The organism is Streptomyces sp. NPDC041122, from assembly GCF_055592445.1.
On record NZ_JBVIYQ010000001.1, the window covers coordinates 972,240 to 994,374 of the forward strand.

The following is a 22,135-nucleotide window of genomic DNA, read 5'->3' on the forward strand; positions in this document are numbered from 1 at the left end:
GCGGCTTGCCCCGCCCGCGAAAGCCCTCTTAATCGGATAATTACCAGAAGCCCCTAACATTTCCCCCGTGGAACGCACCCTGCCTCAACCGTCGCCCGCCCCCTATCAGGCGTCCCGCGCCGCCCAGGTCTCCGTCGTCGTGATCGGCTACAACGACGCTGCCCACGTCGCCGACGCCGTGCGCTCCGCGCTCGCCCAGGGCCCCGTGGTCCGCGAGGTCGTCGCCGTCGACGACTGCTCGACGGACGGCAGCCCCGGCGTCCTCGCCGCGCTCACCCGCGCCGACCCGCGCGTGCGGGTGATCCGGCGCGAGTCCAACAGCGGCGGCTGCGGCACCCCCCGCAACGACGGGATCGACGCCGCCGAAGCCCCGTACCTGATGTTCCTCGACAGCGACGACGTGCTGCCGCCCGGCGCCGCCGACGCGCTGCTCGCCGCCGCCCACCGGCACGGCGCCGAGGTCGCCTCCGGGCTGTGCGTGCGCCGCGAGCTGCCGGGCGGGCGCGAGGTGCCCTGGCAGCCCGACCTCTACCGCAAGGCGCAGCTCGTCGTCCGCCCCGAGCTGCGCCCCCGCCTGGTCCACGACACGCTCTGCGTCAACAAGCTCTACCGCACGGATTTCCTGCGCGAGCACGCCATCCGCTTCCCCGAAGGCCGCTTCATCTACGAGGACTTCGTCTTCACCGCGCGGATGCTGGCCGCCGCGCCGCGCATCGCGCTCGTCCCCGACACCGTCTACGTCTGGCACGTGCGGCGCGCCGCCGCCCAGCTGTCGATCTCCCTGGACCGCTCCGGGGTCGCCAACTGGCAGGCCCGCATAGAGGCCCACCGCCAGTCCGTGGAGATCCTCCGGGACGCGCGCGGCACCGGCGGCAAGCGGCTCGCGCGGGCGGCCCGCACCAAGTTCCTCGACCACAGCCTGCGCATGTACACCCGCGAACTCACCGCGCGCGGCGCGGCCTACCAGCGCGAGTGGTGGGCGCTCACCCGCGCGTACCTGGCGACGTTCGACGCCGCCGACCTGGACGCGGCGCCCGCGCCGGGCCGCGTCATCGCGCGCGTCGTCCTCGCCTCCGAGGAGCCGCGCGACCTGACCCGTCTGAAGCAGGTGGCGGCGCGTCCGGCGCGCCTCGCGCCGCCCTATCCGCGGGCGGCCGACGCCACGCCCGTCTGGGCCGACGACCTCCCCCAGGTCACCCTGGAGCACCTGCTCGTACGGCCGGTGCGGCTGCTGCCCATCGCGGTCGACGGCGAGCTGCGCCCGGCCGCGGGCGGGTCGCGGCTCACGCTGCGGCTGCGCGAGCTGTACGGGCGGGTGGCGGACGCGGGGCCCGCCACGGTCGACGTCGAGCTGGTGCACCGGCAGGGCGATCTGCCGGGGCTGCGCAGGACGGCGGCGTTCCGCGCCGAGCGCCCCGGCGAGACCTGGGTCGCCACCGCCCTGCTGGACCTCGGCTCGCTGGACGACGGGGTCTGGGACCTGCGGCTGCGGCTCCACTTCGACGACGGGACGGCCCGTGACACGACCGCGAGCGCCGTCGCGGGGCCCGGGCTGCTGCGCCGCACGGTGGTGCCGAGCCGGCGGCGCGGGGTGCTGCTCGTCCAGCCGTACGCCACCCAGGCGGGGAACCTCTCGGTACGCCTCGCCCCCGGCATACGGGGTGTGGCCGGCGTCGCCCGGCGCCGTCTGACCAGGCTGCTGGGGTCCGTCCGGGGTACGGCAGGCCGCTGACACGGCCCCGACAAGGCCTCTGCGACACTGCACCTCCACGCACCACACTCGCGACAAGACGGGACAAGACGACCATGACCTGGCTGATCACCGGCGGCGCCGGATACATCGGGGCGCACGTCGTCCGCGCCATGACGGAGGCGGGCGAGCGGGCCGTGGTCTACGACGACCTGTCCACCGGCATCGCCGAGCGCGTCCCCGACGGGGTGCCGCTCGTGGTCGGCTCGGTCCTCGACGAGGAGCTCCTCGCCCGCACCTTCGCCGAGCACGCGGTCACCGGCATCGTGCACCTGGCCGGCAAGAAGCAGGTCGGCGAGTCGGTGGAGCGCCCGCTGCACTACTACCGGGAGAACGTGGAGGGCCTGCGCGCCCTCCTGGACGCGGCCGTCGCCTCGGGCGTCGCCCACGTCGTCTTCTCCTCCTCCGCCTCGGTGTACGGCATGCCCGACGTCGACCTCGTCACCGAGGAGACGCCGTGCCTGCCGATGAGCCCGTACGGCGAGACGAAGCTGGCCGGCGAGTGGCTGGTCGCGGCGGCGGGCCGCGCGCACGGTCTGGCGACGGCGTCCCTGCGCTACTTCAACGTGGCGGGCGCGGCGTCGCCCGAGCTCGCCGACACCGGCGTCTTCAACCTCGTCCCGATGGTCTTCGAGAAGCTGACGGACGGCGAGGCGCCGCGCATCTTCGGCGACGACTACCCCACCCCCGACGGCACGTGTGTACGGGACTACATCCACGTCGTCGACCTGGCCGAGGCGCACGTGGCGACGGCCCGCACCCTGGCGTCCGCGGCGCCCGGCACGGCGCTCACGCTCAACATCGGCCGCGGTGAGGGCGTGTCGGTCCGCGAGATGACGGACCTGATCAACGAGGTCACGGGCCACGACACCCCCGCCGAGGTGACGGCCCGCCGCCCCGGCGACCCGGCCCGCGTGGTCGCCTCGGCGGACCGCGTCGCGACGGAGCTCGGCTGGGCCGCGAAGCGGGATGTGCGGGAGATGGTTGTGTCGGCGTGGGAGGGGTGGGTGCGGTTGCATCCCGGGGCGGGGCGGAGTTAGGCACCTTCGGTGGTCCGGCGCCCTCTGTGACCCTGTGTCTTCGGTGGGCCGGGGACGTTGATTCGTACCGGGGCCGCCCGGGTTTTTGCGGAGTGTGGCGGCTCCGGGCCGGGAGTAAAGGGCGCTCCGCTGCGCTACGCGTCGGCTTCGCCGATTCCGCTGCGCTCCACCCTTGACTCCCGTCCCTCCACCGCAGCGAAACGTCCGACCCGGCCGGCCAGGGGATGGCGGCGGGCTCGGCTGGGATGGGTCATCACCTTTCGCTGCCGGGTGCCGACCGGCCCATCGCGAGCCGACGCCACGGTGCGCGCTCGGCCACCCACACGGCCACGCCGCTCGGGTCATCACCTCGCGTCGCCGGGTGCGGTCCGGCCCATCGTGAGCCGACGTCAGGGTCCGGGCTCGGCCAGCCACGCGGCATCGCCGCTCGGGCCATCACCTCTCGTCGCCGGGTGCGGACCGGCCCATCGTCGGCGGACCCCACCTCCGATGGACTGCCCGCAGGGCGGTCTGGCACCTACTTTGGGAAAGTTGCGAATCCAGACGCCGCGCGCCCCTGCCACCACACCGAATGCGCCCCCGTCCGCGACGGCGCTCGGGTAGTGGGCAGGGGGCGCGCGACGGTCTGCTTCGCAACTTTCCCAAAGTAGGTAACCGAGCGGGGATGCCGGGCGGCTGGCCGAGCGCGCACCGTGGCGTCGGCTCACGATGGGCCGGTCCGCACCCGGCGACGAAAGCGGCTGGCCCGAGCGGCGTGGCCGGGCTGCTGGCCGAGCACGCACCGAGGCCCGCGCCCACGATGGGCCGGTCCGCACCCGGCCGCGAAAGCTGATGACCCGACCGGCTAGGTCCGCCGCCTCACCCCTGGCCGTCCGGGTCGAACGTCAACGTGCGCTGGAGGGACGGGAGTCAAGGGTGGAGCGCAGCGCAATCGGCGAAGCCGACGCGTAGCGCAGCGGAGCGCCCTTTACTCCCGGCCCGGAAGCGCCACACTCCGCAAACACCCGGGCGGCCCCGGTAGGAATCGAAGGCGCCGGCCCACCGAAGACACAGAGCCCCCACGACAACCCGGACCGCCCCCAGGAGCCACGCTGCGGTTCGATCGGGTGACCCTCGCGCGTGGGGCGGCCGAATGGGGTGGGCCTCGGCTCATCATGCGGATATGAGTAACGAGCTCCGCCAGAAGAACTCCGGCACCTCCCGTGCCCGCCGCATCCGCATCGCCGGCACCGTGTGCGCCCTCGTCGCCTCGGCCGCCCTCCTCACTGGGTGCGGGGGCAACGACAGCAACACGTCCGCCTCCTCGGCCTCCGGCGCGTCCGTCCCCAAGGAGAAGGCCGACCCGTCGGACAGCCCCTCCGGCAGCGCGTCCCTCACGGAGGACCAGCAGGAGCGGAAGAAACTGCTCGGCGTCACCAAGGTCACCTACGACAAGGCCGCCGACACGGCGCTGGCCAAGGTCTCGGGCGGCAAGCTGACCGAGCTGGACCTGGAGGGCGTGGACGACGACGACCGCGACGGCCGGGACGACGACGCCAGCGCGAGCCCCAGCGCCAGTGCCAGCGGAAGCCCGAGCGCCAGTGCCAGCGCCAGCGCCCGCTCCGGCAACCCTCAGTGGGTCGCCGAAGTCGCCGAGAAGGACGGCACCGTCCACAAGGTCCACATCGACGCGGTCTCCGGCAAGGTGATCAGCTCCGACCCGGACAAGGACCAGGACGCGGACGACAAGCGCGAGCTGGCCGACTGGCTCGCCAAGGCGAAGAAGACGCCGCAGGACGCCGCCAAGACGGCCACGGCCAAGAAGAAGGGCACCGTCACCTCGGTCAGCCTGGACGACAACGACAGCGGCTCCCTCGTCTGGTCCGTCGACGTCGTCACCGACGACTGGAACAAGACCGACTTCGACGTCGACGCGGTCAAGGGCGACATCACCCGCGAGCACGTCGACCGCGACTGACGTGCCGTCACCCGCACGCACGGAGGGTGCCGTCAGCCCGTGACGGCACCCTCTGTCATGCGTGCGGTACGGCGGTCGCCTAGGCCAGCGCCCCGGTGACCGGCTCCACCGCCGCGACCAGCGCCCCGGCCCGTACGAACGCGTCCGCCGCCGCGAGATCCGGCGCGAGGAAGCGGTCCGGGCCCGGGCCCTCGACGCCCGCCTTGCGGACCGCCTCGATGACCGCGCGCGTCGCGGGCGCCGGGGTGAGGCCCTCGCGCAGCTCGACCGCGCGGGTGGCGGCGTACAGCTCGATCGCCACGATGCGGGTCAGGTTGTCGACCGCCGTACGGAGCTTGCGCGCCGCCGACCAGCCCATCGACACGTGGTCCTCCTGCATGGCGGAGGAGGGGATCGAGTCGGCCGACGCCGGGACGGCGAGCCGCTTCATCTCGCTGACCAGCGCCGCCTGCGTGTACTGGGCGATCATCAGGCCCGAGTCGACGCCCGCGTCGTCCGCGAGGAACGGCGGCAGGCCGTGCGAGCGGTTCTTGTCGAGCAGCCGGTCGGTGCGGCGCTCGGCGATCGAGCCGAGATCGGCGGCGGCGATGGCGAGAAAGTCCAGGACGTACGCGACCGGGGCGCCGTGGAAGTTGCCGTTGGACTCGACCCGTCCGTCGGGCAGGACCACGGGGTTGTCGACGGCGGCCGCCAGCTCGCGGTCGGCGACGAGGCGGGCGTGCGCCATCGTGTCCCGCCCGGCGCCCGCGACCTGCGGGGCGCACCGCACCGAGTACGCGTCCTGCACGCGCGGCGCGTCGTCCTGGTGGTGGCCGGTGAGGCCCGAACCCGCGAGGACGGCGAGCATGTTGGCGGCGGAGGCGGCCTGGCCCGGGTGCGGGCGGATGGCGTGCAGCTCGGGGGCGAGCACCTTGTCCGTGCCGAGCAGCGCCTCCAGCGTGAGGGCCGCGGTGACGTCGGCCGACTTGTAGAGGTTCTCCAGGTCGGCGAGGGCCATGATCAGCATGCCGAGCATGCCGTCGGTGCCGTTGAGGAGGGCGAGGCCCTCCTTCTCGCGGAGCTGTACGGGGGTGATGCCGTGCGCGGCGAGCAGTTCGCCGGCGGGCCGCACCTCGCCGTCGGGGCCCTCGGCGTCGCCCTCGCCCATCAGCGTCAGCGCGCAGTGGCTGAGCGGGGCGAGGTCGCCGGAGCAGCCCAGCGAGCCGTACTCGTGGACGACCGGGGTGATGCCGGCGTTGAGCACGTCGGCCATGGTCTGCGCGACCTCGGGGCGTACGCCGGTGTGGCCGGAGCAGACCGTCTTCAGGCGCAGGAACATCAGCGCGCGGACCACCTCGCGCTCCACGCGCGGGCCCATCCCGGCCGCGTGCGAGCGGACGATGTTGCGCTGGAGCTGGGCGCGGAGGTCGGGGCCGATGTGGCGGCTGGCCAGGGCGCCGAAGCCGGTCGAGACGCCGTAGACGGGGTCGGGCTTGGCGGCGAGCGCGTCGACGGTCTCGCGGGCGGCGGCGAGCGCGGCCCGTGCGTCGTCCGTCAGTTCGATCCGGGCGTTGTCGCGCGCGACGGCGATGACGTCCGCCGCGGTTGTCCCTGTGGGGCCCAGGGCCACGGTGCCCACGGTGTGCATATCCATATTCAGCAGCGTACGGATTGAATCGCCGGGTGTCACGGTCGGATTCGGTACGGACCACTTACCGCCCCGGACCCGGCCCCCTCCCCCGGAACTTCCGGCGCTCCCCCGCCGCGGACGTGCCCTCCGGGGCGTCGGCCAGAGTGATCACCGGATCCTGCCCGCCCCTGCCCCCCTCGCGGCCCGCCACCACCGGCTTGGGGGCGCGGGCCGCCTTCGCCCGGTACTGGGCCGCGTCCGCGAGGCGGAAGAGGCGGCGGGCCGAGCGGACCGGGCCGATCGGGTCACCCGTCGAGGCCACCCCGCACGCCACCCCGTCGCCGAGCTCCAGCTCCGTCGCCCGTACGCAGAGTTCGTCCGCGATCCGCACCACCTCGTCGGCCGTCGGGCCCAGCGAGAGGAGGCAGAACTCGTCGCCGCCCAGCCGGGCCGCCACCGCCCCCGGCAGCATCGCGCCGCAGAGCGAGAGGACCGAGCCGAAGCGCTCCAGGAGGCGGTCGCCGACCGCGTGGCCCTGGGTGTCGTTGACCCGCTTCAGGCCGTTCACGTCGCAGACGACCAGGCTGACCACGGACCCGTCGGCCAGATGCCGCTCCACCGCCTCGTCGAGCCTGAGGTCGACCGCGCGGCGATTGGCGAGGCCCGTGAGCGCGTCGGTGAAGGCCAGCCTGCGGGCCTCCTCCAGCCGCTCGGTCTGCGCGATCCCGGCGGCCACCACCGCCGCGAGGACCGTCGCGAAGTCCGCGTCACCCCGGTCGAACACCGGCACGCCCGGCGCGCGCGCCACGTACAGCTCGCCCCAGGCCCGCCCGTGCAGCACGACCGGCGCGATCACACAGCAGCCCCGGCCCCGGCGCCGCAGCGCGGCCACCCGCTGGTGGCAGTAGCCGGCCACGCGGGTGCCCGCCGGGCCCTCCGCGGTCTCCACCCAGGCATGCGGCTCCCCGCCGCCCGCCCAGTGCTCGTGCAGGAACTCGGTGATCTCCGGGAACTGATGGACGGGGTACGCCTCGTTCTCCGGGAACTCCTCCTCGCCCCGGACGCGCTGCCCCGCGTTCACCAGCACCCGCAGCCGGCCCATGTCCCGCTCCCACACGGACAGCGCCGCGAAGCTCCCGTTCAGCGCGCGGCAGGTCCCCGCGGCGGCGGCCCGCCAGGACTCGCGCGGAGTGCGCGCGGCGGCCATTCCCTGCGCCAGCTCCACCACGGCCCGCAGCCGGACGTCCTCACCCATTTCCCCAGATTAGGAGGTTTGGGGGGTTTTGGAACCTCAGCCCGAAGAAGCCGGGCCAGGCCCTCACTCCCCCGGCCACTGCGGCTTCCGCTTCTCGTTGAACGCCGCCACACCCTCCGCCCGGTCCGCCGAGAACGCCACCGTCCGCCACGCCGCGTCCTCGACCTCCAGGCCGGCCCGCAGGTCGAGCCCGTGCCCGAGCCGCAGGGCACGCTTGGCGGCGCGCAGCCCGACGGGCGAGTTGGCCGCGATGCGGGCGCCGAGCGCGAGCGCCTCCGTACGCGCCTCGCCCTCCCCCACGAGGAGGTCCACCAGGCCCAGCTCCCGGGCCTCCGGCGCCGCCACGCGGCGCGCCGAGAAGATCAGCTCGGCGGCGCGGGCGGCGCCCACGCGGCGCGGCAGGAGCTGGGTGCCGCCACCGCCGGGGATGACGCCGACGGAGACCTCGGGGAGCCCGACCACGGCGGTCGGGTCGGCGACGATCAGGTCGCAGGAGAGCGCGAGCTCGAAGCCACCGCCGAGCGCGAAGCCGTGCACGGCCGCGACGGTGGGCATGGGCAGTTCCAGGACGCCGGTGTAGGAGGCGCGCGTGGTGGGGCGCTGGCGGCGCAGGTCGGCGTCGCTGAAGGAGTTGCGCTCCTTCAGGTCGGCGCCCACGCAGAAGGCCCGCTCATGGGTGGAGGTCAGGACGACCACGCGGGCCTCCGCGTCCTCGGTGAGGGCGGCGCAGGCGGCCGAGAGGGAGCGGGCCATCTCCGTGGAGACGGCGTTCATCGCCTTGGGGCGGTCCAGGACGAGCTCGACGACGTGGCCGTGCCGCCGGACCGCCACGTACTCCCCGTACCGCTGCTCGTCACCCATGACGCTCCTCCACCTCCGGTTAACGACCGTTACCCGGGGATCATGTCAGCCGGACCCGGCCGCGGGAAGGGCGTCCGGCCCGGCGTCCGCTCAGGGCGCGGGGGAAGCGCTCCGGCGCGCCAGCAGCCACGGCTCGACGACGCCGAGACCACGCACCGGCCGCTGCCACATCGGCTGCAGCGCGAAGCGGTACGTGGGCGGCTCCTCGCCGTCCTTCTCCGCACGCGCCGCCTCCTCGGCGGCCTGCGCCTCGGAGGCGGGCGCCTCGCCCGTCCGCGTGAGCTCCTCGGCGAGCGCGCCGTCGACGAGGACCGCGTCCCGGGGCGCTATCGAGGTGAGCCGGCTCGCGAGGTTCACGGTCGTGCCGAAGACGTCGCCCATGCGTGTGGTGACCGTGCCGAAGGCGATGCCGACGCGCAGCTCCGGCATGGTCTCGTCGTTGGCCATGGTCTCGATGAGGCGCAGCGCGATCTCCGCGGCGACGCCGGCGTCGTCCGCGGCGTAGAGCACCTCGTCGCCGAGGGTCTTGATGAGCCGGCCGCCGTGCGCGGCGACCAGGTCGGCCGCGGTGGTCTCGAAGGCCTCGACGAGCTCGCCGAGCTCCTCCTCCTCCATGCGCCGGGTCAGCCGGGTGAAGCCGACCAGGTCGGCGAAGCCGACGGCGAGCCGCCGGTCGACCATCTCCTCGTCGTCCGCGGCCTGCACCACGCGGCCGGTGGCGGCGGCGAGCTGGCGCCGCCACACATAGACGAGGAACTCCTCCAGCTCGGGCAGGAGCAGCTCTATCAGCGGATACGTGACCTCGGTGCGGGTCATGCCGGGCTCGGGCGGCTCGGTGAGCCCCTCCAGGAAGGAGTCGATCTGCCACTCGGCGAGCCGGGCGGTGGTCTGGCCCGTGGACCGCGCCACTTGTACGGCCATCGCCTCGCTGAGCAGGCCGGCCTCGACGAGACCGGCGAGCCGGCGCAGGGCGAGCACGTCCGCCTCGGTCAGCGCCTTGGCCTGGCCGATGTCGGGGAAGCCCATGGCCCGCCAGAAGCGGGACGCCAGCTCCATCGAGACGCCCGCGCTGCGCGCCGCCTGGAAGGGGGTGTAGCGGCGGTCGGCGCCGAGGATGAGCTGTTCGAGACGGAGGGCGAGCGGGTCCTTCTCCGCCTCGCCGTCGCCCTTGTCGTCCACGTCGAACTCTCTCGATGCGGAGCCCCCGGCCCCGGAGGACCCGGCGGTACGGCCGGACCCGCCGTCGGGAGCGGGGTGTGCGCCCGTGCCGGAGCCCGTGTCGTCGACGGTCACGCCTGCTGCCCTTCCGATCTGCCGCGGTCAGGTATCGACCGGCGTCAACTTTACGGCAGGTGTGCCGCAGCTCACGTCCGACTCCCGCGACCGGCTTATTGACCCCACCGGAACTCCGTGGATCACGCCCGCCGCACGAGGCTCACCCCGCGGCCCTCAGGTGCACGATGTCACCCGCGCCGACCGGCTGCTGCATTCCCTCCTCCGTGGCGAGGACCAGCCGTCCGTCACCGTCCACCGCGACGGCCTCGCCCACGACCGACCGGTCGCCGGGGAGCTCGGCGCGCACCCGGCGGCCGAGCGTGGCGCAGCCGGCGGCGTAGGTCTCCTGGAGCCGCGAGGCCGCCGGGTCGCCTCCCGCGTCGCGCCAGTCCCCGTACCACCGCTCCAGGGAGCGCAGCACGGCCCGCAGCAGCGGGTCGCGGTCCGTGGTGCCCGCGCCGGCCAGGGCGAGGGAGCCGGCCGTGGGCACCGGCAGCTCCTCCTCGCGCAGCGTGACGTTGATGCCGACGCCGACCACGACACCCCCGCCGTCGACCGCCCCGGCCCGCTCGACGAGGATGCCGCCGGCCTTGCGCTCCTGCTCGTCGACGGTCACCAGGAGGTCGTTGGGCCACTTGAGTGCGGTGTCCACGCCGGCCACCCGGGACAGCCCCGTGGCGACGGCGACGCCGGTGAGCAGCGGCAGCCAGCCCCACCGCTCGACGGGCACCTCGTCGGGCTTGAGCAGCACCGAGAAGAAGAGCCCGGAGCGGGCCGGCGCCGACCACCGCCGGTCCAGGCGGCCGCGGGCCGCGCTCTGCTCCTCGGCGACGAGTACGGCGCCCTCGGGGAGCTCGTCGGCCCGCGCCGCGAGGTCGGAGTTGGTGGAACCGGTGGCGGCCACCACGTCCAGGGAGGACCACAGGCCGCCCTCCCGCAGCAGGGTCCTGCGCAGGGAAGCGGCGTTCAGCGGCGGCCGGTCCAGGTCGGACCAGCGGCTGTCTTCAGCATCTGACGGCGTCATGCAAGCCACCTTAGGTGTGGTAAACGCCGCACTGCCGAACCGTATCGGCGCCGATACGCTACGGGTCAGTAGCCAGCCGCACAGCCGTTAGACAAGCCCCTTTGAGCAGGCAGGGAGCCGCATCCCGATGTCCGAGCCGGAAGAGCCCAACGTGCCCGCGCAAGACCGCAGCGCCGACGACGGCGCCATCGACATCCATACGACCGCGGGAAAGCTCGCCGACCTGCAGCGCCGCATCGAGGAGGCCAAGCACGCGGGTTCGGCCCGCGCGGTCGAGAAGCAGCATGCCAAGGGAAAGCTGACGGCCCGCGAGCGCATTGAACTCCTGCTCGACGAGGGCTCCTTCGTCGAGCTCGACGAGTTCGCGCAGCACCGCTCGACCAACTTCGGCCTGGAGAAGAACCGGCCCTACGGCGACGGCGTGGTGACCGGTTACGGCACGGTCGACGGCCGCCCGGTCGCCGTGTTCTCGCAGGACTTCACCGTCTTCGGCGGCGCGCTCGGCGAGGTCTTCGGCCAGAAGATCGTGAAGGTGATGGACTTCGCGCTGAAGACCGGCTGTCCGGTCATCGGCATCAACGACTCCGGCGGCGCCCGCATCCAGGAGGGCGTCATGGCCCTCGGCATGTACGGCGAGATCTTCCGCCGCAACACCCACGCCTCCGGTGTGATCCCGCAGATCAGCCTGGTCGTCGGCCCCTGCGCGGGCGGCGCCGTCTACTCCCCGGCGATCACCGACTTCACGGTCATGGTCGACCAGACCTCGCACATGTTCATCACCGGACCCGACGTCATCAAGACCGTCACCGGCGAGGACGTCGGCTTCGAGGAGCTGGGCGGCGCGCGCACCCACAACTCGGCGTCGGGCGTGGCCCACCACATGGCGGGCGACGAGAAGGACGCGATCGAGTACGTCAAGTCCCTGCTGTCGTACCTGCCGTCGAACAACCTCAGCGAGCCGCCGGCCTTCCCCGAGGAGGCCGACCTGGCGCCCACGGACGAGGACCTGGCGCTGGACACGCTGATCCCGGACAGCGCCAACCAGCCGTACGACATGCACGGCGTCATCGAACACGTCCTGGACGACGGCGAGTTCTTCGAGACGCAGCCGCTGTTCGCACCGAACATCCTCACCGGCTTCGGCCGGATCGAGGGGCGGCCGGTGGGCATCGTCGCCAACCAGCCGACGCAGTTCGCCGGCTGTCTGAACATCGACGCGTCCGAGAAGGGCGCCCGCTTCGTCCGCACCTGCGACGCGTTCAACGTCCCGGTCATCACGTTCGTGGACGTGCCGGGCTTCCTGCCGGGCGTCGAGCAGGAGCACACCGGCATCATCCGCCGCGGCGCGAAGCTCATCTACGCGTACGCGGAGGCCACCGTCCCGCTGATCACGGTCATCACGCGCAAGGCCTTCGGCGGCGCGTACGACGTGATGGGCTCCAAGCACCTGGGCGCCGACCTGAACCTGGCGTGGCCGACCGCGCAGATCGCGGTGATGGGCGCGCAGGGCGCGGTGAACGTGCTGCACCGCCGCACCATCGCCGCGGCCGGCGACGAGGCGGCCCAGGAGGAGACCCGGGCCCGGCTGATCCGGGAGTACGAGGACGCCCTGCTCAACCCGTACACGGCGGCCGAGCGCGGCTACGTGGACGCGGTGATCATGCCGTCGGAGACCCGGTCCCATCTCGTACGCGGCCTGCGTCAGCTGCGCACGAAGCGGGAATCTCTGCCTCCGAAGAAGCACGGCAACATCCCCCTGTAAGGCGCGATCACGTAAGGAGCCCTCATGATCAAGGTCGTCCGCGGGAACCCGACCCCGGAGGAGCTCGCCGCCGCCCTCGCGGTGGTCCAGGCGCGCGCCGCGGCGATGGCCGGCGGCACGTCCGGTGCGCCCGAGCCGCCCGCCGCGTGGGCCGACCCCGCGCGGGTGGCCCGCCACCGGCTGCCCGCGCCCGCACCGACGGCGTGGGGCCGCACGTACTGGCCCGGCTAGGCAGGGCGGGCCGGGGAACTTGAGTACGCGTACTCAGGCGCCCCGGCCCGGCCGGTCACAGTATCGAGGGCATGCTGTGGTCCGACCCGGAGAACGACCCGCCCAAGGACATGCGTGACCTGCAGGCGAGGATGCGCCGCGCGGGCCTCGTCCTCGCCCTGGCGATGGTGATCGCGATGTTCGTGCTGGGCATCCACTGAGCGCCCTGAAGGGGCGCGGGGAACCGCGCGAACAGCCACCGCGTACCCGCGGACGCGCAACACACCGCCCGGCACAGCGCCTACGCTGATCCGCATGACTGATCAGCCCCGCCGTCTCGTCCTCGCCTCCCAGTCCCCCGCCCGGCTCGGCCTGCTCCGCCAGGCGGGACTCGCCCCCGAGGTGATCGTCAGCGGCGTCGACGAGGACAAGGTGTCCGCGCCCACCCCCGCCGAGCTCGCCCTCGCGCTGGCCGAGGCCAAGGCCTCCGTGGTCGCCGCGCGGCCGGACGTCAAGGGCGCGCTCGTGGTCGGCTGCGACTCGGTCCTGGAGCTGGACGGTCAGGCGCTCGGCAAGCCGGCCGACGCCGAGGAGGCCACCGCCCGCTGGAAGGCCATGCGCGGCCGCGCGGGCGTGCTGCAGACGGGCCACTGCGTCCACGACACCGCCTCCGGGCGGTACGTGTCGGCGACGGCGTCGACCGTGGTGCGGTTCGGCGAACCCTCCGACGCCGAGGTCGCCGCGTACGTCGCGAGCGGCGAACCGCTGCACGTGGCGGGGGCGTTCACCCTGGACGGCCGCTCGGCGCCGTTCGTCGAGGGCATCGAGGGCGACCACGGCAACGTCATCGGCCTCTCGCTGCCCCTGCTGCGCCGCCTGCTGGCGGAACTGGGCGTCAGCATCACGCAGTTGTGGGCGCCGTAGGGCGCGCGCCGACTCAGGCGGGCTGTGGCGCCCCGCTCCCGGGCGCCCCGTCGCCCTCCGCCGCGCCCTCGCGCTGCGCCTTCTTCTCGTAGGCCACGAGCGGGAGCACGATCAGGCCGAGCACGACCATCATGAAGACGAAGGCGGCCCAGCCCACCAGGCCGACGCAGAACGCGCCGAGCAGCCCGTGCACGACGGCGCAGCTGATCAGGAGCACCCGCCCGAAGGTGCCGGGGGCGCGGTCGCGGGCGGCGGTGCGGGCCAGGACGAGGGCGCACAGCGCGAGGTAGCCGCCAAAGAGGAGGCCGGCGATCCAGGTCGAGACGGTCATCGCGTGCGGGTCGAGTCCGGCCAGGGACATGTCCTGCTTGTCGACGACGAGGCCGAGGAACCAGTTGAGGAGCGCGATGCCGACCGCCTCCGCGAGAAGAACGACCGCTCCCAGCCAGGCCACCGGTCTGCGCGCCACGGCGCCCCACCCACTCTCCGCTGCTGTTACCCCTAGTACGTTCCGAGCCACCCGCACGCTACATGGGGGCGCCCCCTGCTCATCAAGAGCTCGGGGGACGGTAAACCCGGGGACAAGAGCTGTGCCGCGGGCAAAGAATCATTGGGCCATTCGTAGGGACTCCACAAAGAAAGCCGCGCGTCCGCAGCGCTGACTCACAGAGACCTTGACCACATCGGAGGGCTACGCTGCGGTGGAGGGACCCTGTGTACCGCGGTACGACAAGGGATTTCGCGGACCTAGCCAACCTCGAGTCACACTCCGTGTGGGCAAGCTCACCATTGGGGACGGGTCGTAAGCCCGTGTCGGCAGTCCCTAAACTCGGCTTGTTTCAAGGAGGGAGCCATCGTGCGCAAGGTGCTCATCGCCAACCGTGGCGAAATCGCTGTCCGCGTTGCCCGGGCATGCCGGGACGCAGGGATCGCGAGCGTAGCCGTCTACGCAGACCCGGACCGGGACGCTCTGCATGTACGGGCAGCCGATGAGGCGTTCGCGCTGGGCGGTGACACTCCGGCCACCAGCTACCTGGACATCTCCAAGGTGCTGGCCGCGGCCAAGGACGCGGGGGCGGACGCCATCCACCCCGGATACGGCTTCCTTTCGGAGAACGCCGACTTCGCGCAGGCCGTCATCGACGCGGGCCTGAACTGGATCGGCCCGCCGCCGCAGGCCATCCGCGACCTGGGTGACAAGGTCGCCGCGCGGCACATCGCGCAGCGCGCCGGCGCCCCGCTGGTCGCGGGCACGCCGGACCCGGTGTCGGGCGCCGACGAGGTCGTCGCCTTCGCCGAGGCCAACGGCCTGCCCATCGCGATCAAGGCGGCGTTCGGCGGTGGCGGCCGCGGTCTGAAGGTGGCCCGCACCCTCGACGAGGTCCCGGAGCTGTACGACTCCGCGGTGCGCGAGGCCGTGGCGGCCTTCGGCCGCGGCGAGTGCTTCGTCGAGCGCTACCTCGACAAGCCGCGGCACGTGGAGACCCAGTGCCTGGCGGACAAGCACGGCAACGTGGTCGTCGTCTCGACCCGTGACTGCTCGCTGCAGCGCCGCCACCAGAAGCTCGTCGAGGAGGCGCCCGCGCCGTTCCTGACCGCCGAGCAGAACGCCGAGCTGTACGCCGCCTCCAAGGCGATCCTCAAGGAAGCCGGCTATGTCGGCGCGGGCACCGTGGAGTTCCTCGTCGGCGTCGACGGCACGATCTCCTTCCTGGAGGTCAACACCCGTCTGCAGGTGGAGCACCCGGTCACCGAGGAGGTCTCCGGCATCGACCTGGTGCGCGAGATGTTCCGCATCGCCGACGGCGAGGAGCTCGGGTACGGTGACCCCGAACTGCGCGGTCACTCCTTCGAGTTCCGCATCAACGGCGAGGACCCGGGCCGGGGCTTCCTGCCCGCGCCCGGCACCGTCACCACGTTCGCCCCGCCGTCGGGCCCCGGCGTCCGCCTGGACGCGGGCGTGGAGTCCGGCTCGGTCATCGGCCCGGCATGGGACTCGCTCCTCGCCAAGCTGATCGTCACCGGCGCCACCCGTGAGCAGGCGCTGCAGCGTGCCGCCCGCGCGCTGGACGAGTTCACCGTCGAGGGCATGGCCACGGCCATCCCCTTCCACCGCGCGGTCGTCAAGGACCCGGCGTTCGGGCCCGAACTGACCGGCTCCAGCGACCCGTTCACGGTCCACACCCGGTGGATCGAGACGGAGTTCGTCAACGAGATCCCCCCGTTCACGGCCTCCGCGGACGCCGAGACGGACGAGGAGCCGGGCCGCGAGACGGTCGTCGTCGAGGTCGGCGGCAAGCGGCTCGAGGTCTCGCTGCCGTCCTCCCTCGGCATGACGATCGCGCGCACCGCGGCGGCGGGCGGCGCCCGTCCCAAGCGCCGCGCGGCCAAGAAGTCCGGCCCGGCCGCCTCCGGCGACACCCTCGCCTCGCCCATGCAGGGCACGATCGTCAAGGTCGCGGTCGAGGAGGGCCAGGAGGTCAACGAGGGCGACCTCATCGTCGTCCTGGAGGCCATGAAGATGGAGCAGCCCCTGAACGCGCACCGCTCGGGCACGATCAAGGGCCTCACCGCGGAGGTGGGCGCGAGCCTGACCTCCGGCGCGGTGATCTGCGAGATCAAGGACTGACGCACGAGACCGCCGGGGCCCCGCTGGACGTTCCAGCGGGGCCCCGGCGGCATTCCACCGCGTTCCGACGGAAATCCGGCGCGTCCGGCGGAAAATAAAGCCCGTCCGGCGTTTGAGGACGAACTCGGCGAAGCCGGTGACCGACCGAGCCCCGGCGCCGACCGGGCCCCGCCTCGCTCAGGCCGCCGGCCCCGGCAGTGGCATCCTTGAGGTACGCGTACGTCCACGAAAGGTGCGGGGATGACGACCGGCATGGGCCAGCAGGCGAAGGCGCCGCAGCAGACGGCACAGTCGGCGCGGACCATGCGGGCCGACGCCCGCCGCAACTACGACCGCCTGCTCGCCGAGGCCCGCTCGGCCTTCGCGGAGCACGGCACGGGCACGTCCCTGGAGGACGTGGCGCGCCGCGCGGGCGTCGGCATCGGCACGCTCTACCGGCACTTCCCCAACCGGCACGCGCTGATGAGCGCGGTCTGGGAGGACGCGGTGAGCGATCTGCTCGCCCGCTCGCACGCCCTGCTCGACGACCCGCAGCCCTGCGCCGCGATGGTGGCGTGGCTGCGCGCCATCATCACTCATGCGGGTGAGTACCGCGGCCTGTCGAGCGCGCTCATGTCGGCGTCGCACGACGCCACTTCGGCCCTGGCGCGGTGCAGCATGCCGATGCGCGAGGCGGGCGCGGCGCTGCTCGCCCGCGCGCAGGAGGCGGGGGCGATCCGCCCCGACGTCTCCATCTCCGACCTGTTGCAGCTGACCAACGCGATCTCGCTGGCGGCCGAGGAGACCCCGGACGACCCGGAGTTGGCCGACCGGCTGCTCATGCTGACGCTGCGGGGCCTGAAGGCCGACGGGCAGGCGGCGTCGTAGCACCGTACCGCCCGGCCGATTCCCTCGTCACGGGTCCCTGACCGTCACGGGTCCCTGACCGTCACGGGTCCCTGACCGTCACGGGTCCCTGACCGTCACGGGTCCCTGACCGTCACGGGTCCCTGATCGTCGCGGCCGCGGGTCCGCGCTCTGCGGTCCCGCGGCCGCCCGGTTCAGCGGCGGCGCAGGTCGGCGACGCGCGCGGCCCGCTCCCCGGGCGGCTGCTCCCCGAGAAGTGCGCTGCGCAGTTGCTGGCCCGGGCCCGCCCCGTGGTTGCGGCGCTGGCCCGGCAGGGGCACGTCCCGCTCCCTGCGCGGCTGCTGGCGCGCCGCCTGGGCGGGCTCGGCACCAGGAGCCGTGCCCGGGGCGGCGGCACCGCCCGCCACCGTGATCTGCACGCCCTGATCGGCCAGGGCCTGCAGTTCGGTGGCCGCCCGGTCGTCGTGACCCGGCGGCTCGTCCGTGACGAGCCGGGTGATGACGTCCGTCGGCACCGTCTGGAACATCGTGTCGGTGCCGAGCTTGGTGTGGTCCGCGAGGACCACGACCTCGGCCGCCGCCTGGACCAGCGCGCGGTCCACGCTCGCGGAGAGCATGTTGGACGTGGAGAGGCCGCGCTCGGCGGTCAGACCACTGCCCGACAGGAAGGCGCGCGTCACCCGCAGCCCCTGGAGGGACTGTTCGGCACCGCTGCCCACGAGCGCGTAGTTCGAGCCGCGCAGGGTGCCGCCGGTCATGACGACTTCGACCCGGTTGGCGTGTGCCAACGCCTGTGCCACCAGCAGGGAGTTGGTGACGACGGTCAGGCCGGGTACCCGCGCGAGCCGTCGGGCCAGCTCCTGCGTGGTCGTACCCGCCCCGACGACGATGGCTTCGCCCTCTTCGACGAGGCCCGCCGCGAGATCGGCGATGGCCGTCTTCTCGGCGGTCGCGAGATGTGATTTCTGCGGAAAGCCGGACTCCCGCGTGAATCCGCCCGGCAATACCGCACCGCCATGTCGGCGGTCGAGGAGTCCTTCTGCCTCCAGCGCGCGCACGTCCCGCCGTACGGTCACTTCGGAGGTCTGGACGACGCGGGCGAGCTCACGGAGCGATACCGCACCGTTGGCCCGCACCATTTCGAGGATCAATTGGCGACGTTCTGCAGCGAACACGAAACTGACAGTAACCCCAACGACCGTCTGCTTTCAGCAGTTTGCGCCGAATTACAGAAGTTGTTCGCACGACTGGGTGGGAAGTGGTATAGGTGCCTACTCTCCCCGCCTATGCCGCGCGAATGAGCGACAACAGTGCGTGACCTGCGGGGAGTTGTTCCCGGCCGCCGTACCGGGTCAGGCCTCGCCCGCCGTCTTGCGCGTGTGGAGCTGCCGCGCGACCTCCGCGATCGACCCCGAAAGCGACGGGTACACGGTGAACGCATTCGCGATCTGCTCGACCGTCAGATTGTTGTCGACCGCGATCGAGATGGGGTGGATCAGTTCCGAGGCGCGCGGTGCGACGACCACACCGCCGACCACGATTCCGGTGCCGGGGCGGCAGAAGATCTTGACGAAACCGTCGCGGATGCCCTGCATCTTCGCGCGCGGATTGCGCAGCAGCGGAAGCTTGACGACGCGGGCGTCGATCTTTCCGGCGTCGACGTCGGACTGGCTGTAGCCGACGGTCGCGATCTCCGGGTCGGTGAAGACGTTCGCGGAGACGGCCTTCAGGTTCAGCGGCTGCACCGCGTCGCCCAGGAAGTGGTACATCGCGATGCGCCCCTGCATGGCGGCGACGGAGGCGAGGGCGAAGATCCCGGTCACGTCACCGGCGGCGTAGACACCGGGGGCCGAGGTGCGCGAGACCTTGTCGGTCCAGATGTGCCCGGAGTCCTTGAGCCTGACCCCGGCTTCCTCCAGGCCCATGCCGCTGCTGTTGGGGATGGCGCCGACGGCCATCAGGCAGTGCGAGCCGGTGATGACGCGGCCGTCGTCGAGGGTGACCTCGACGCGGTCGCCGACACGCTTGGCGGACGCGGCGCGGGAGCGGGACATGACGTTCATGCCGCGGCGGCGGAAGACGTCCTCCAGGACGGCGGCGGCGTCCGGGTCCTCGCCCGGCAGCACGCGGTCGCGGCTGGAGACGAGGGTGACGTTGGAGCCGAGCGCCTGGTAGGCGCCGGCGAACTCGGCACCCGTCACACCCGAGCCGACCACGATGAGCTCCTCGGGCAGCTCGTCGAGGTCGTACACCTGCGTCCAGTTCAGGATCCGCTCGCCGTCGGGCTGGGCGTCCGGGACCTCGCGGGGGTGACCGCCGGTCGCGAGCAGCACGGCGTCGGCGACGAGGGTCTCCTCGCTGCCGTCGGCGGCCCGCACGACCACCTTGCGCGAGCCGTCGGTGTCCTGCTGGCCCTCGAGACGGCCCCGGCCGCGCAGCACGCGCGCGCCCGCACGCGTGACGGAGGCGGTGATGTCGTGGGACTGCGCGAGGGCGAGCCGCTTCACACGGCGGTTGACCTTCCCCAGGTCCACGCCGACGACCCGCGCGGGGGTGTCGATGTGCGGGGTGTCGTCGGCGACGATGATCCCCAGCTCTTCGTACGACGAGTCGAAGGTGGTCATCACCTCGGCCGTCGCGATGAGGGTCTTCGAGGGGACGCAGTCGGTGAGCACCGATGCCCCGCCCAGACCGTCGCAGTCGACGACGGTCACCTCCGCGCCGAGCTGGGCGGCCACAAGAGCCGCCTCGTATCCGCCGGGTCCGCCGCCAATGATCACGATCCGAGTCACGTACTCCATTGTCCCGCACGCTTCAAGGTGGTCACGCGCCGGGGCCCGCCGTCCGTGGAACGGCCCTCGTCCGGGCGGTCCTCCCATTGCGTGAGGGGCACACGTGATTGCTGCCGTACCCTCGACCACATGTCGCTCTACGCCGCGTACGCCGGCAATCTGGATCCGCGGCTCATGTCACGCCGCGCCCCGCACTCACCGCTGCGCGCGACCGGCTGGCTGAACGGCTGGCGGCTCACCTTCGGCGGCGAGCACATGGGATGGGAGGGGGCCCTCGCCACGATCGTGGAGGCCCCCCGTTCGCAGGTCTTCGTCACGCTCTACGACATCGCTCCCATGGACGAGGAGTCCATGGACCGGTGGGAGGGCGTCGGCATGGACATCTACCGGCGCATGCGGGTGCGGGTGCACACGCTGGAGGCCGAGGAACCGGCCTGGGTGTACGTGCTGAACGGGTACGAGGGCGGGCTGCCCTCGGCGCGTTATCTGGGCGAGCTCGCGGACGCCGCGGAGTCGGCCGGGGCACCCCACGACTACGTGATGGAACTGCGCAAGCGCCCCTGCTGAACACGGCCCGATCGCGCTCGCGCCGGAACCCGGTCACGCTCTCGTCGGAAACGACAAGACAACGATCGGAATCCCGTGAGCATCGTCATCTACGCGCGTAGGCCATAAACGGCTACTCTCGTCCGCGTGAACGCTTCAGTTATTCCGGACAGCATCCAGGGCGACCCCTACGCCGCCGCCGACGCCGCCGCCGCGCGCCTGCGTGAGCTGACGGGCGCCGAGACCCACGACGTCGCCCTCGTGATGGGCTCCGGCTGGGCGCCGGCCGTCGAGGCGCTCGGCGCCCCCGAGGCCGAGTTCCCCGTCACCGAGCTGCCGGGCTTCCCGCCGCCGGCCGTCGAGGGCCACGGGGGCCGCATCCGCTCCTTCAAGGTCGGCGACAAGCGCGCGCTGGTCTTCCTGGGCCGCACCCACTACTACGAGGGCCGCGGCGTCGCCGCCGTCGCGCACGGCGTGCGAACCGCCGTCGCCGCCGGCTGCAAGACCATCGTGCTGACCAACGGCTGCGGTGGCCTGCGCGAGGGCATGCGGCCCGGCCAGCCGGTGCTGATCAGCGACCACCTGAACCTGACGGCGACGTCGCCGATCGTCGGCGCGAACTTCGTCGACCTGACGGACCTCTACTCGCCGCGGCTGCGCGCCCTCTGCAAGGAGGTCGACCCCTCGCTCGAGGAGGGCGTCTACGCGCAGTTCCCCGGCCCGCACTACGAGACGCCGGCGGAGATCCGCATGGCCCGCACGATCGGCGCGGACCTGGTCGGCATGTCCACGGTCCTCGAGGCGATCGCCGCGCGCGAGGCGGGCGCGGAGGTGCTCGGCATCTCCCTGGTCACGAACCTCGCCGCGGGCATGACGGGTGAGCCGCTGAACCACGAGGAGGTCCTCCAGGCGGGCCGCGACAGCGCGACGCGCATGGGCGAGCTGCTGGAGAAGGTGCTGGACCGGGTGTGACGGTGCGCTGACGGGGGCGCCCTGAGCGGTGACCTTGCCTGGCGGGGGCGCCTCGAACGGTGACCTCGCCTGGCGGGGGCGCCTCGAGCGGTGACCTTGCCGGTGCCGGGGTCGGCCCCGTGGGTCCTGGGTCCCGGCGCCGGGGCTGGGCCCGTGCCCGCGCCGTCGGTGGCCCCGTGCCGCCGTGCGGGTACGGAACCGTCTGTGGCCCGGCGCCTCTGCTCCGGCTGCGTAAGGGTCTGTTGCCCCGCGCCGCCTCGCCCCGCACGAACAGGCCCGCCGCTCCGCGGCGGATGTATCCCACCCACCCACCCGTTCACCCCGCGACGCACGGCGGGGGTAGGAGCGGGTGGGACTCGTCGCCCGGCGACTCGGGCGGGGGGTGGGTGGGGTACACCTCGCGTTACACGCCGGACCAAGGGGTGGGCCTTGCCTCGCGTCGTACCGGACCGGGAGGGGGCCTCGCGTCGTACCGGACCGGGAGGGGGCCTCGCGTCGTACCGGACCAGGAGCGGGGCCTTGCCAGGGGGCCCGGGCGTTTGCGTCGGGGCTTGGCGCGGGACAAGGAGTTGGGGCCGCGCGGCCCGCGTCGAGCTCGTGTCGTCGCCGCCCCCAGCGACTGCCGGGCCGGACCGCACCCGCGTACGAGACGGGAGGGGACGTGGGGGTATGTGCGCACGGAG

General features: G+C 72.9%; 19 protein-coding genes. 11 read left to right on the forward strand and 8 right to left on the reverse strand.

Annotation, left to right across the window (positions count from 1 at the left end; genetic code table 11):
* The first annotated feature begins 67 nt into the window (after positions 1-67).
* The 3 genes from ACZ6B8_RS04210 to ACZ6B8_RS04220 all read left to right on the forward strand — a co-directional run bounded on the left by ACZ6B8_RS04210 (position 68) and on the right by ACZ6B8_RS04220 (position 4,747).
* Positions 68-1,732: a glycosyltransferase family 2 protein gene (locus ACZ6B8_RS04210; RefSeq protein WP_471606223.1), complete on the forward strand. Its 1,665-nt coding sequence runs from the start codon at positions 68-70 to the stop codon at positions 1,730-1,732.
* A gap of 74 nt (positions 1,733-1,806) precedes the next feature.
* Positions 1,807-2,790, forward strand: coding sequence for a UDP-glucose 4-epimerase GalE (galE, locus tag ACZ6B8_RS04215; protein WP_471606224.1), 984 nt, complete (start codon positions 1,807-1,809; stop codon positions 2,788-2,790).
* Positions 2,791-3,952: 1,162 nt separating this feature from the next.
* The gene (locus ACZ6B8_RS04220) at positions 3,953-4,747 is read left to right on the forward strand and encodes a PepSY domain-containing protein (protein ID WP_471606225.1); all 795 of its coding nucleotides are present in this window, start codon (positions 3,953-3,955) and stop codon (positions 4,745-4,747) included.
* Positions 4,748-4,826: 79 nt separating this feature from the next.
* Here the strand turns inward: ACZ6B8_RS04220 and hutH are convergent, their stop codons facing one another.
* The 5 genes from hutH to ACZ6B8_RS04245 all read right to left on the reverse strand — a co-directional run bounded on the left by hutH (position 4,827) and on the right by ACZ6B8_RS04245 (position 10,771).
* Positions 4,827-6,365 (reverse strand): histidine ammonia-lyase, encoded by a 1,539-nt coding sequence (hutH, locus tag ACZ6B8_RS04225; protein WP_471606464.1) that lies wholly within the window; start codon positions 6,363-6,365, stop codon positions 4,827-4,829.
* 73 nt (positions 6,366-6,438) lie between these two features.
* The gene (locus tag ACZ6B8_RS04230; RefSeq protein WP_471606226.1) at positions 6,439-7,611 is read right to left on the reverse strand and encodes a GGDEF domain-containing protein; all 1,173 of its coding nucleotides are present in this window, start codon (positions 7,609-7,611) and stop codon (positions 6,439-6,441) included.
* A gap of 63 nt (positions 7,612-7,674) precedes the next feature.
* Positions 7,675-8,472: an enoyl-CoA hydratase/isomerase family protein gene (locus ACZ6B8_RS04235; RefSeq protein ID WP_471606227.1), complete on the reverse strand. Its 798-nt coding sequence runs from the start codon at positions 8,470-8,472 to the stop codon at positions 7,675-7,677.
* 90 nt (positions 8,473-8,562) lie between these two features.
* On the reverse strand, positions 8,563-9,765 hold the full coding sequence (locus ACZ6B8_RS04240) for an adenylate/guanylate cyclase domain-containing protein (RefSeq protein WP_471088817.1): 1,203 nt from the start codon (positions 9,763-9,765) through the stop codon (positions 8,563-8,565).
* Positions 9,766-9,907: 142 nt separating this feature from the next.
* Positions 9,908-10,771 (reverse strand): biotin--[acetyl-CoA-carboxylase] ligase, encoded by an 864-nt coding sequence (locus tag ACZ6B8_RS04245; RefSeq protein WP_471606228.1) that lies wholly within the window; start codon positions 10,769-10,771, stop codon positions 9,908-9,910.
* Positions 10,772-10,898: 127 nt separating this feature from the next.
* On the opposite strand from ACZ6B8_RS04245, the gene ACZ6B8_RS04250 reads away from it, so the two are divergent.
* From ACZ6B8_RS04250 to ACZ6B8_RS04265, 4 genes are all read left to right on the forward strand, one after another.
* Entirely contained in the window at positions 10,899-12,533 is a 1,635-nt protein-coding gene (locus tag ACZ6B8_RS04250) for an acyl-CoA carboxylase subunit beta (RefSeq protein ID WP_471088813.1), read from the forward strand.
* A gap of 24 nt (positions 12,534-12,557) precedes the next feature.
* Positions 12,558-12,764, forward strand: a complete 207-nt coding sequence (locus tag ACZ6B8_RS04255; RefSeq protein WP_471088812.1) for an acyl-CoA carboxylase epsilon subunit — start codon at positions 12,558-12,560, stop codon at positions 12,762-12,764.
* Between the two features lie 71 nt (positions 12,765-12,835).
* Positions 12,836-12,964 carry a morphogenic membrane protein MmpB gene (gene mmpB, locus ACZ6B8_RS04260; protein WP_471088811.1) on the forward strand — a complete coding sequence of 43 codons (129 nt, stop codon included), beginning with the start codon at positions 12,836-12,838 and terminating at the stop codon, positions 12,962-12,964.
* A 94-nt stretch (positions 12,965-13,058) separates the two neighbouring features.
* A complete protein-coding gene (locus ACZ6B8_RS04265) occupies positions 13,059-13,667 on the forward strand; it encodes a nucleoside triphosphate pyrophosphatase (protein WP_471088809.1) in 609 nt (202 codons plus the stop codon).
* Positions 13,668-13,680: 13 nt separating this feature from the next.
* On the opposite strand, the gene ACZ6B8_RS04270 is transcribed toward ACZ6B8_RS04265, so the two are convergent.
* The gene (locus ACZ6B8_RS04270; RefSeq protein ID WP_471088807.1) at positions 13,681-14,136 is read right to left on the reverse strand and encodes a hypothetical protein; all 456 of its coding nucleotides are present in this window, start codon (positions 14,134-14,136) and stop codon (positions 13,681-13,683) included.
* A 387-nt stretch (positions 14,137-14,523) separates the two neighbouring features.
* Here ACZ6B8_RS04270 and ACZ6B8_RS04275 point away from each other — a divergent pair, with 387 nt between their 5' ends.
* Positions 14,524-16,296: an acetyl/propionyl/methylcrotonyl-CoA carboxylase subunit alpha gene (locus ACZ6B8_RS04275; RefSeq protein WP_471606229.1), complete on the forward strand. Its 1,773-nt coding sequence runs from the start codon at positions 14,524-14,526 to the stop codon at positions 16,294-16,296.
* 303 nt (positions 16,297-16,599) lie between these two features.
* Entirely contained in the window at positions 16,600-17,163 is a 564-nt protein-coding gene (locus ACZ6B8_RS04280; RefSeq protein WP_471606465.1) for a TetR/AcrR family transcriptional regulator, read from the forward strand.
* Between the two features lie 173 nt (positions 17,164-17,336).
* On the opposite strand, the gene ACZ6B8_RS04285 is transcribed toward ACZ6B8_RS04280, so the two are convergent.
* Entirely contained in the window at positions 17,337-18,281 is a 945-nt protein-coding gene (locus ACZ6B8_RS04285) for a DeoR/GlpR family DNA-binding transcription regulator (protein WP_471089174.1), read from the reverse strand.
* Positions 18,282-18,494: 213 nt separating this feature from the next.
* Positions 18,495-19,943 carry an NAD(P)H-quinone dehydrogenase gene (locus ACZ6B8_RS04290; RefSeq protein ID WP_471088803.1) on the reverse strand — a complete coding sequence of 483 codons (1,449 nt, stop codon included), beginning with the start codon at positions 19,941-19,943 and terminating at the stop codon, positions 18,495-18,497.
* A gap of 120 nt (positions 19,944-20,063) precedes the next feature.
* On the opposite strand from ACZ6B8_RS04290, the gene ACZ6B8_RS04295 reads away from it, so the two are divergent.
* Both ACZ6B8_RS04295 and ACZ6B8_RS04300 read left to right on the forward strand, forming a co-directional pair.
* Positions 20,064-20,501 carry a gamma-glutamylcyclotransferase family protein gene (locus ACZ6B8_RS04295; RefSeq protein ID WP_355803494.1) on the forward strand — a complete coding sequence of 146 codons (438 nt, stop codon included), beginning with the start codon at positions 20,064-20,066 and terminating at the stop codon, positions 20,499-20,501.
* Positions 20,502-20,627: 126 nt separating this feature from the next.
* Positions 20,628-21,452: a purine-nucleoside phosphorylase gene (locus ACZ6B8_RS04300; RefSeq protein WP_471088800.1), complete on the forward strand. Its 825-nt coding sequence runs from the start codon at positions 20,628-20,630 to the stop codon at positions 21,450-21,452.
* Positions 21,453-22,135 lie beyond the last annotated feature (683 nt).

Excerpts from the sequence above, each read along its gene's own strand:
- ACZ6B8_RS04230 (WP_471606226.1), bottom strand. The coding sequence starts at position 7,611 with ATGGGTGAGGACGTCCGGCTGCGGGCCGTGGTGGAGCTGGCGCAGGGA.
- ACZ6B8_RS04280 (WP_471606465.1), top strand. The coding sequence starts at position 16,600 with ATGCGGGCCGACGCCCGCCGCAACTACGACCGCCTGCTCGCCGAGGCC.
- ACZ6B8_RS04220 (WP_471606225.1), top strand. The coding sequence starts at position 3,953 with ATGAGTAACGAGCTCCGCCAGAAGAACTCCGGCACCTCCCGTGCCCGC.
- ACZ6B8_RS04290 (WP_471088803.1), bottom strand. The coding sequence starts at position 19,943 with ATGGAGTACGTGACTCGGATCGTGATCATTGGCGGCGGACCCGGCGGA.
- ACZ6B8_RS04285 (WP_471089174.1), bottom strand. The coding sequence starts at position 18,281 with ATGGTGCGGGCCAACGGTGCGGTATCGCTCCGTGAGCTCGCCCGCGTC.
- ACZ6B8_RS04255 (WP_471088812.1), top strand. The coding sequence starts at position 12,558 with ATGATCAAGGTCGTCCGCGGGAACCCGACCCCGGAGGAGCTCGCCGCC.
- ACZ6B8_RS04265 (WP_471088809.1), top strand. The coding sequence starts at position 13,059 with ATGACTGATCAGCCCCGCCGTCTCGTCCTCGCCTCCCAGTCCCCCGCC.
- ACZ6B8_RS04235 (WP_471606227.1), bottom strand. The coding sequence starts at position 8,472 with ATGGGTGACGAGCAGCGGTACGGGGAGTACGTGGCGGTCCGGCGGCAC.
- ACZ6B8_RS04245 (WP_471606228.1), bottom strand. The coding sequence starts at position 10,771 with ATGACGCCGTCAGATGCTGAAGACAGCCGCTGGTCCGACCTGGACCGG.
- ACZ6B8_RS04250 (WP_471088813.1), top strand. The coding sequence starts at position 10,899 with ATGTCCGAGCCGGAAGAGCCCAACGTGCCCGCGCAAGACCGCAGCGCC.
- mmpB (WP_471088811.1), top strand. The coding sequence starts at position 12,836 with ATGCTGTGGTCCGACCCGGAGAACGACCCGCCCAAGGACATGCGTGAC.
- ACZ6B8_RS04295 (WP_355803494.1), top strand. The coding sequence starts at position 20,064 with ATGTCGCTCTACGCCGCGTACGCCGGCAATCTGGATCCGCGGCTCATG.
- galE (WP_471606224.1), top strand. The coding sequence starts at position 1,807 with ATGACCTGGCTGATCACCGGCGGCGCCGGATACATCGGGGCGCACGTC.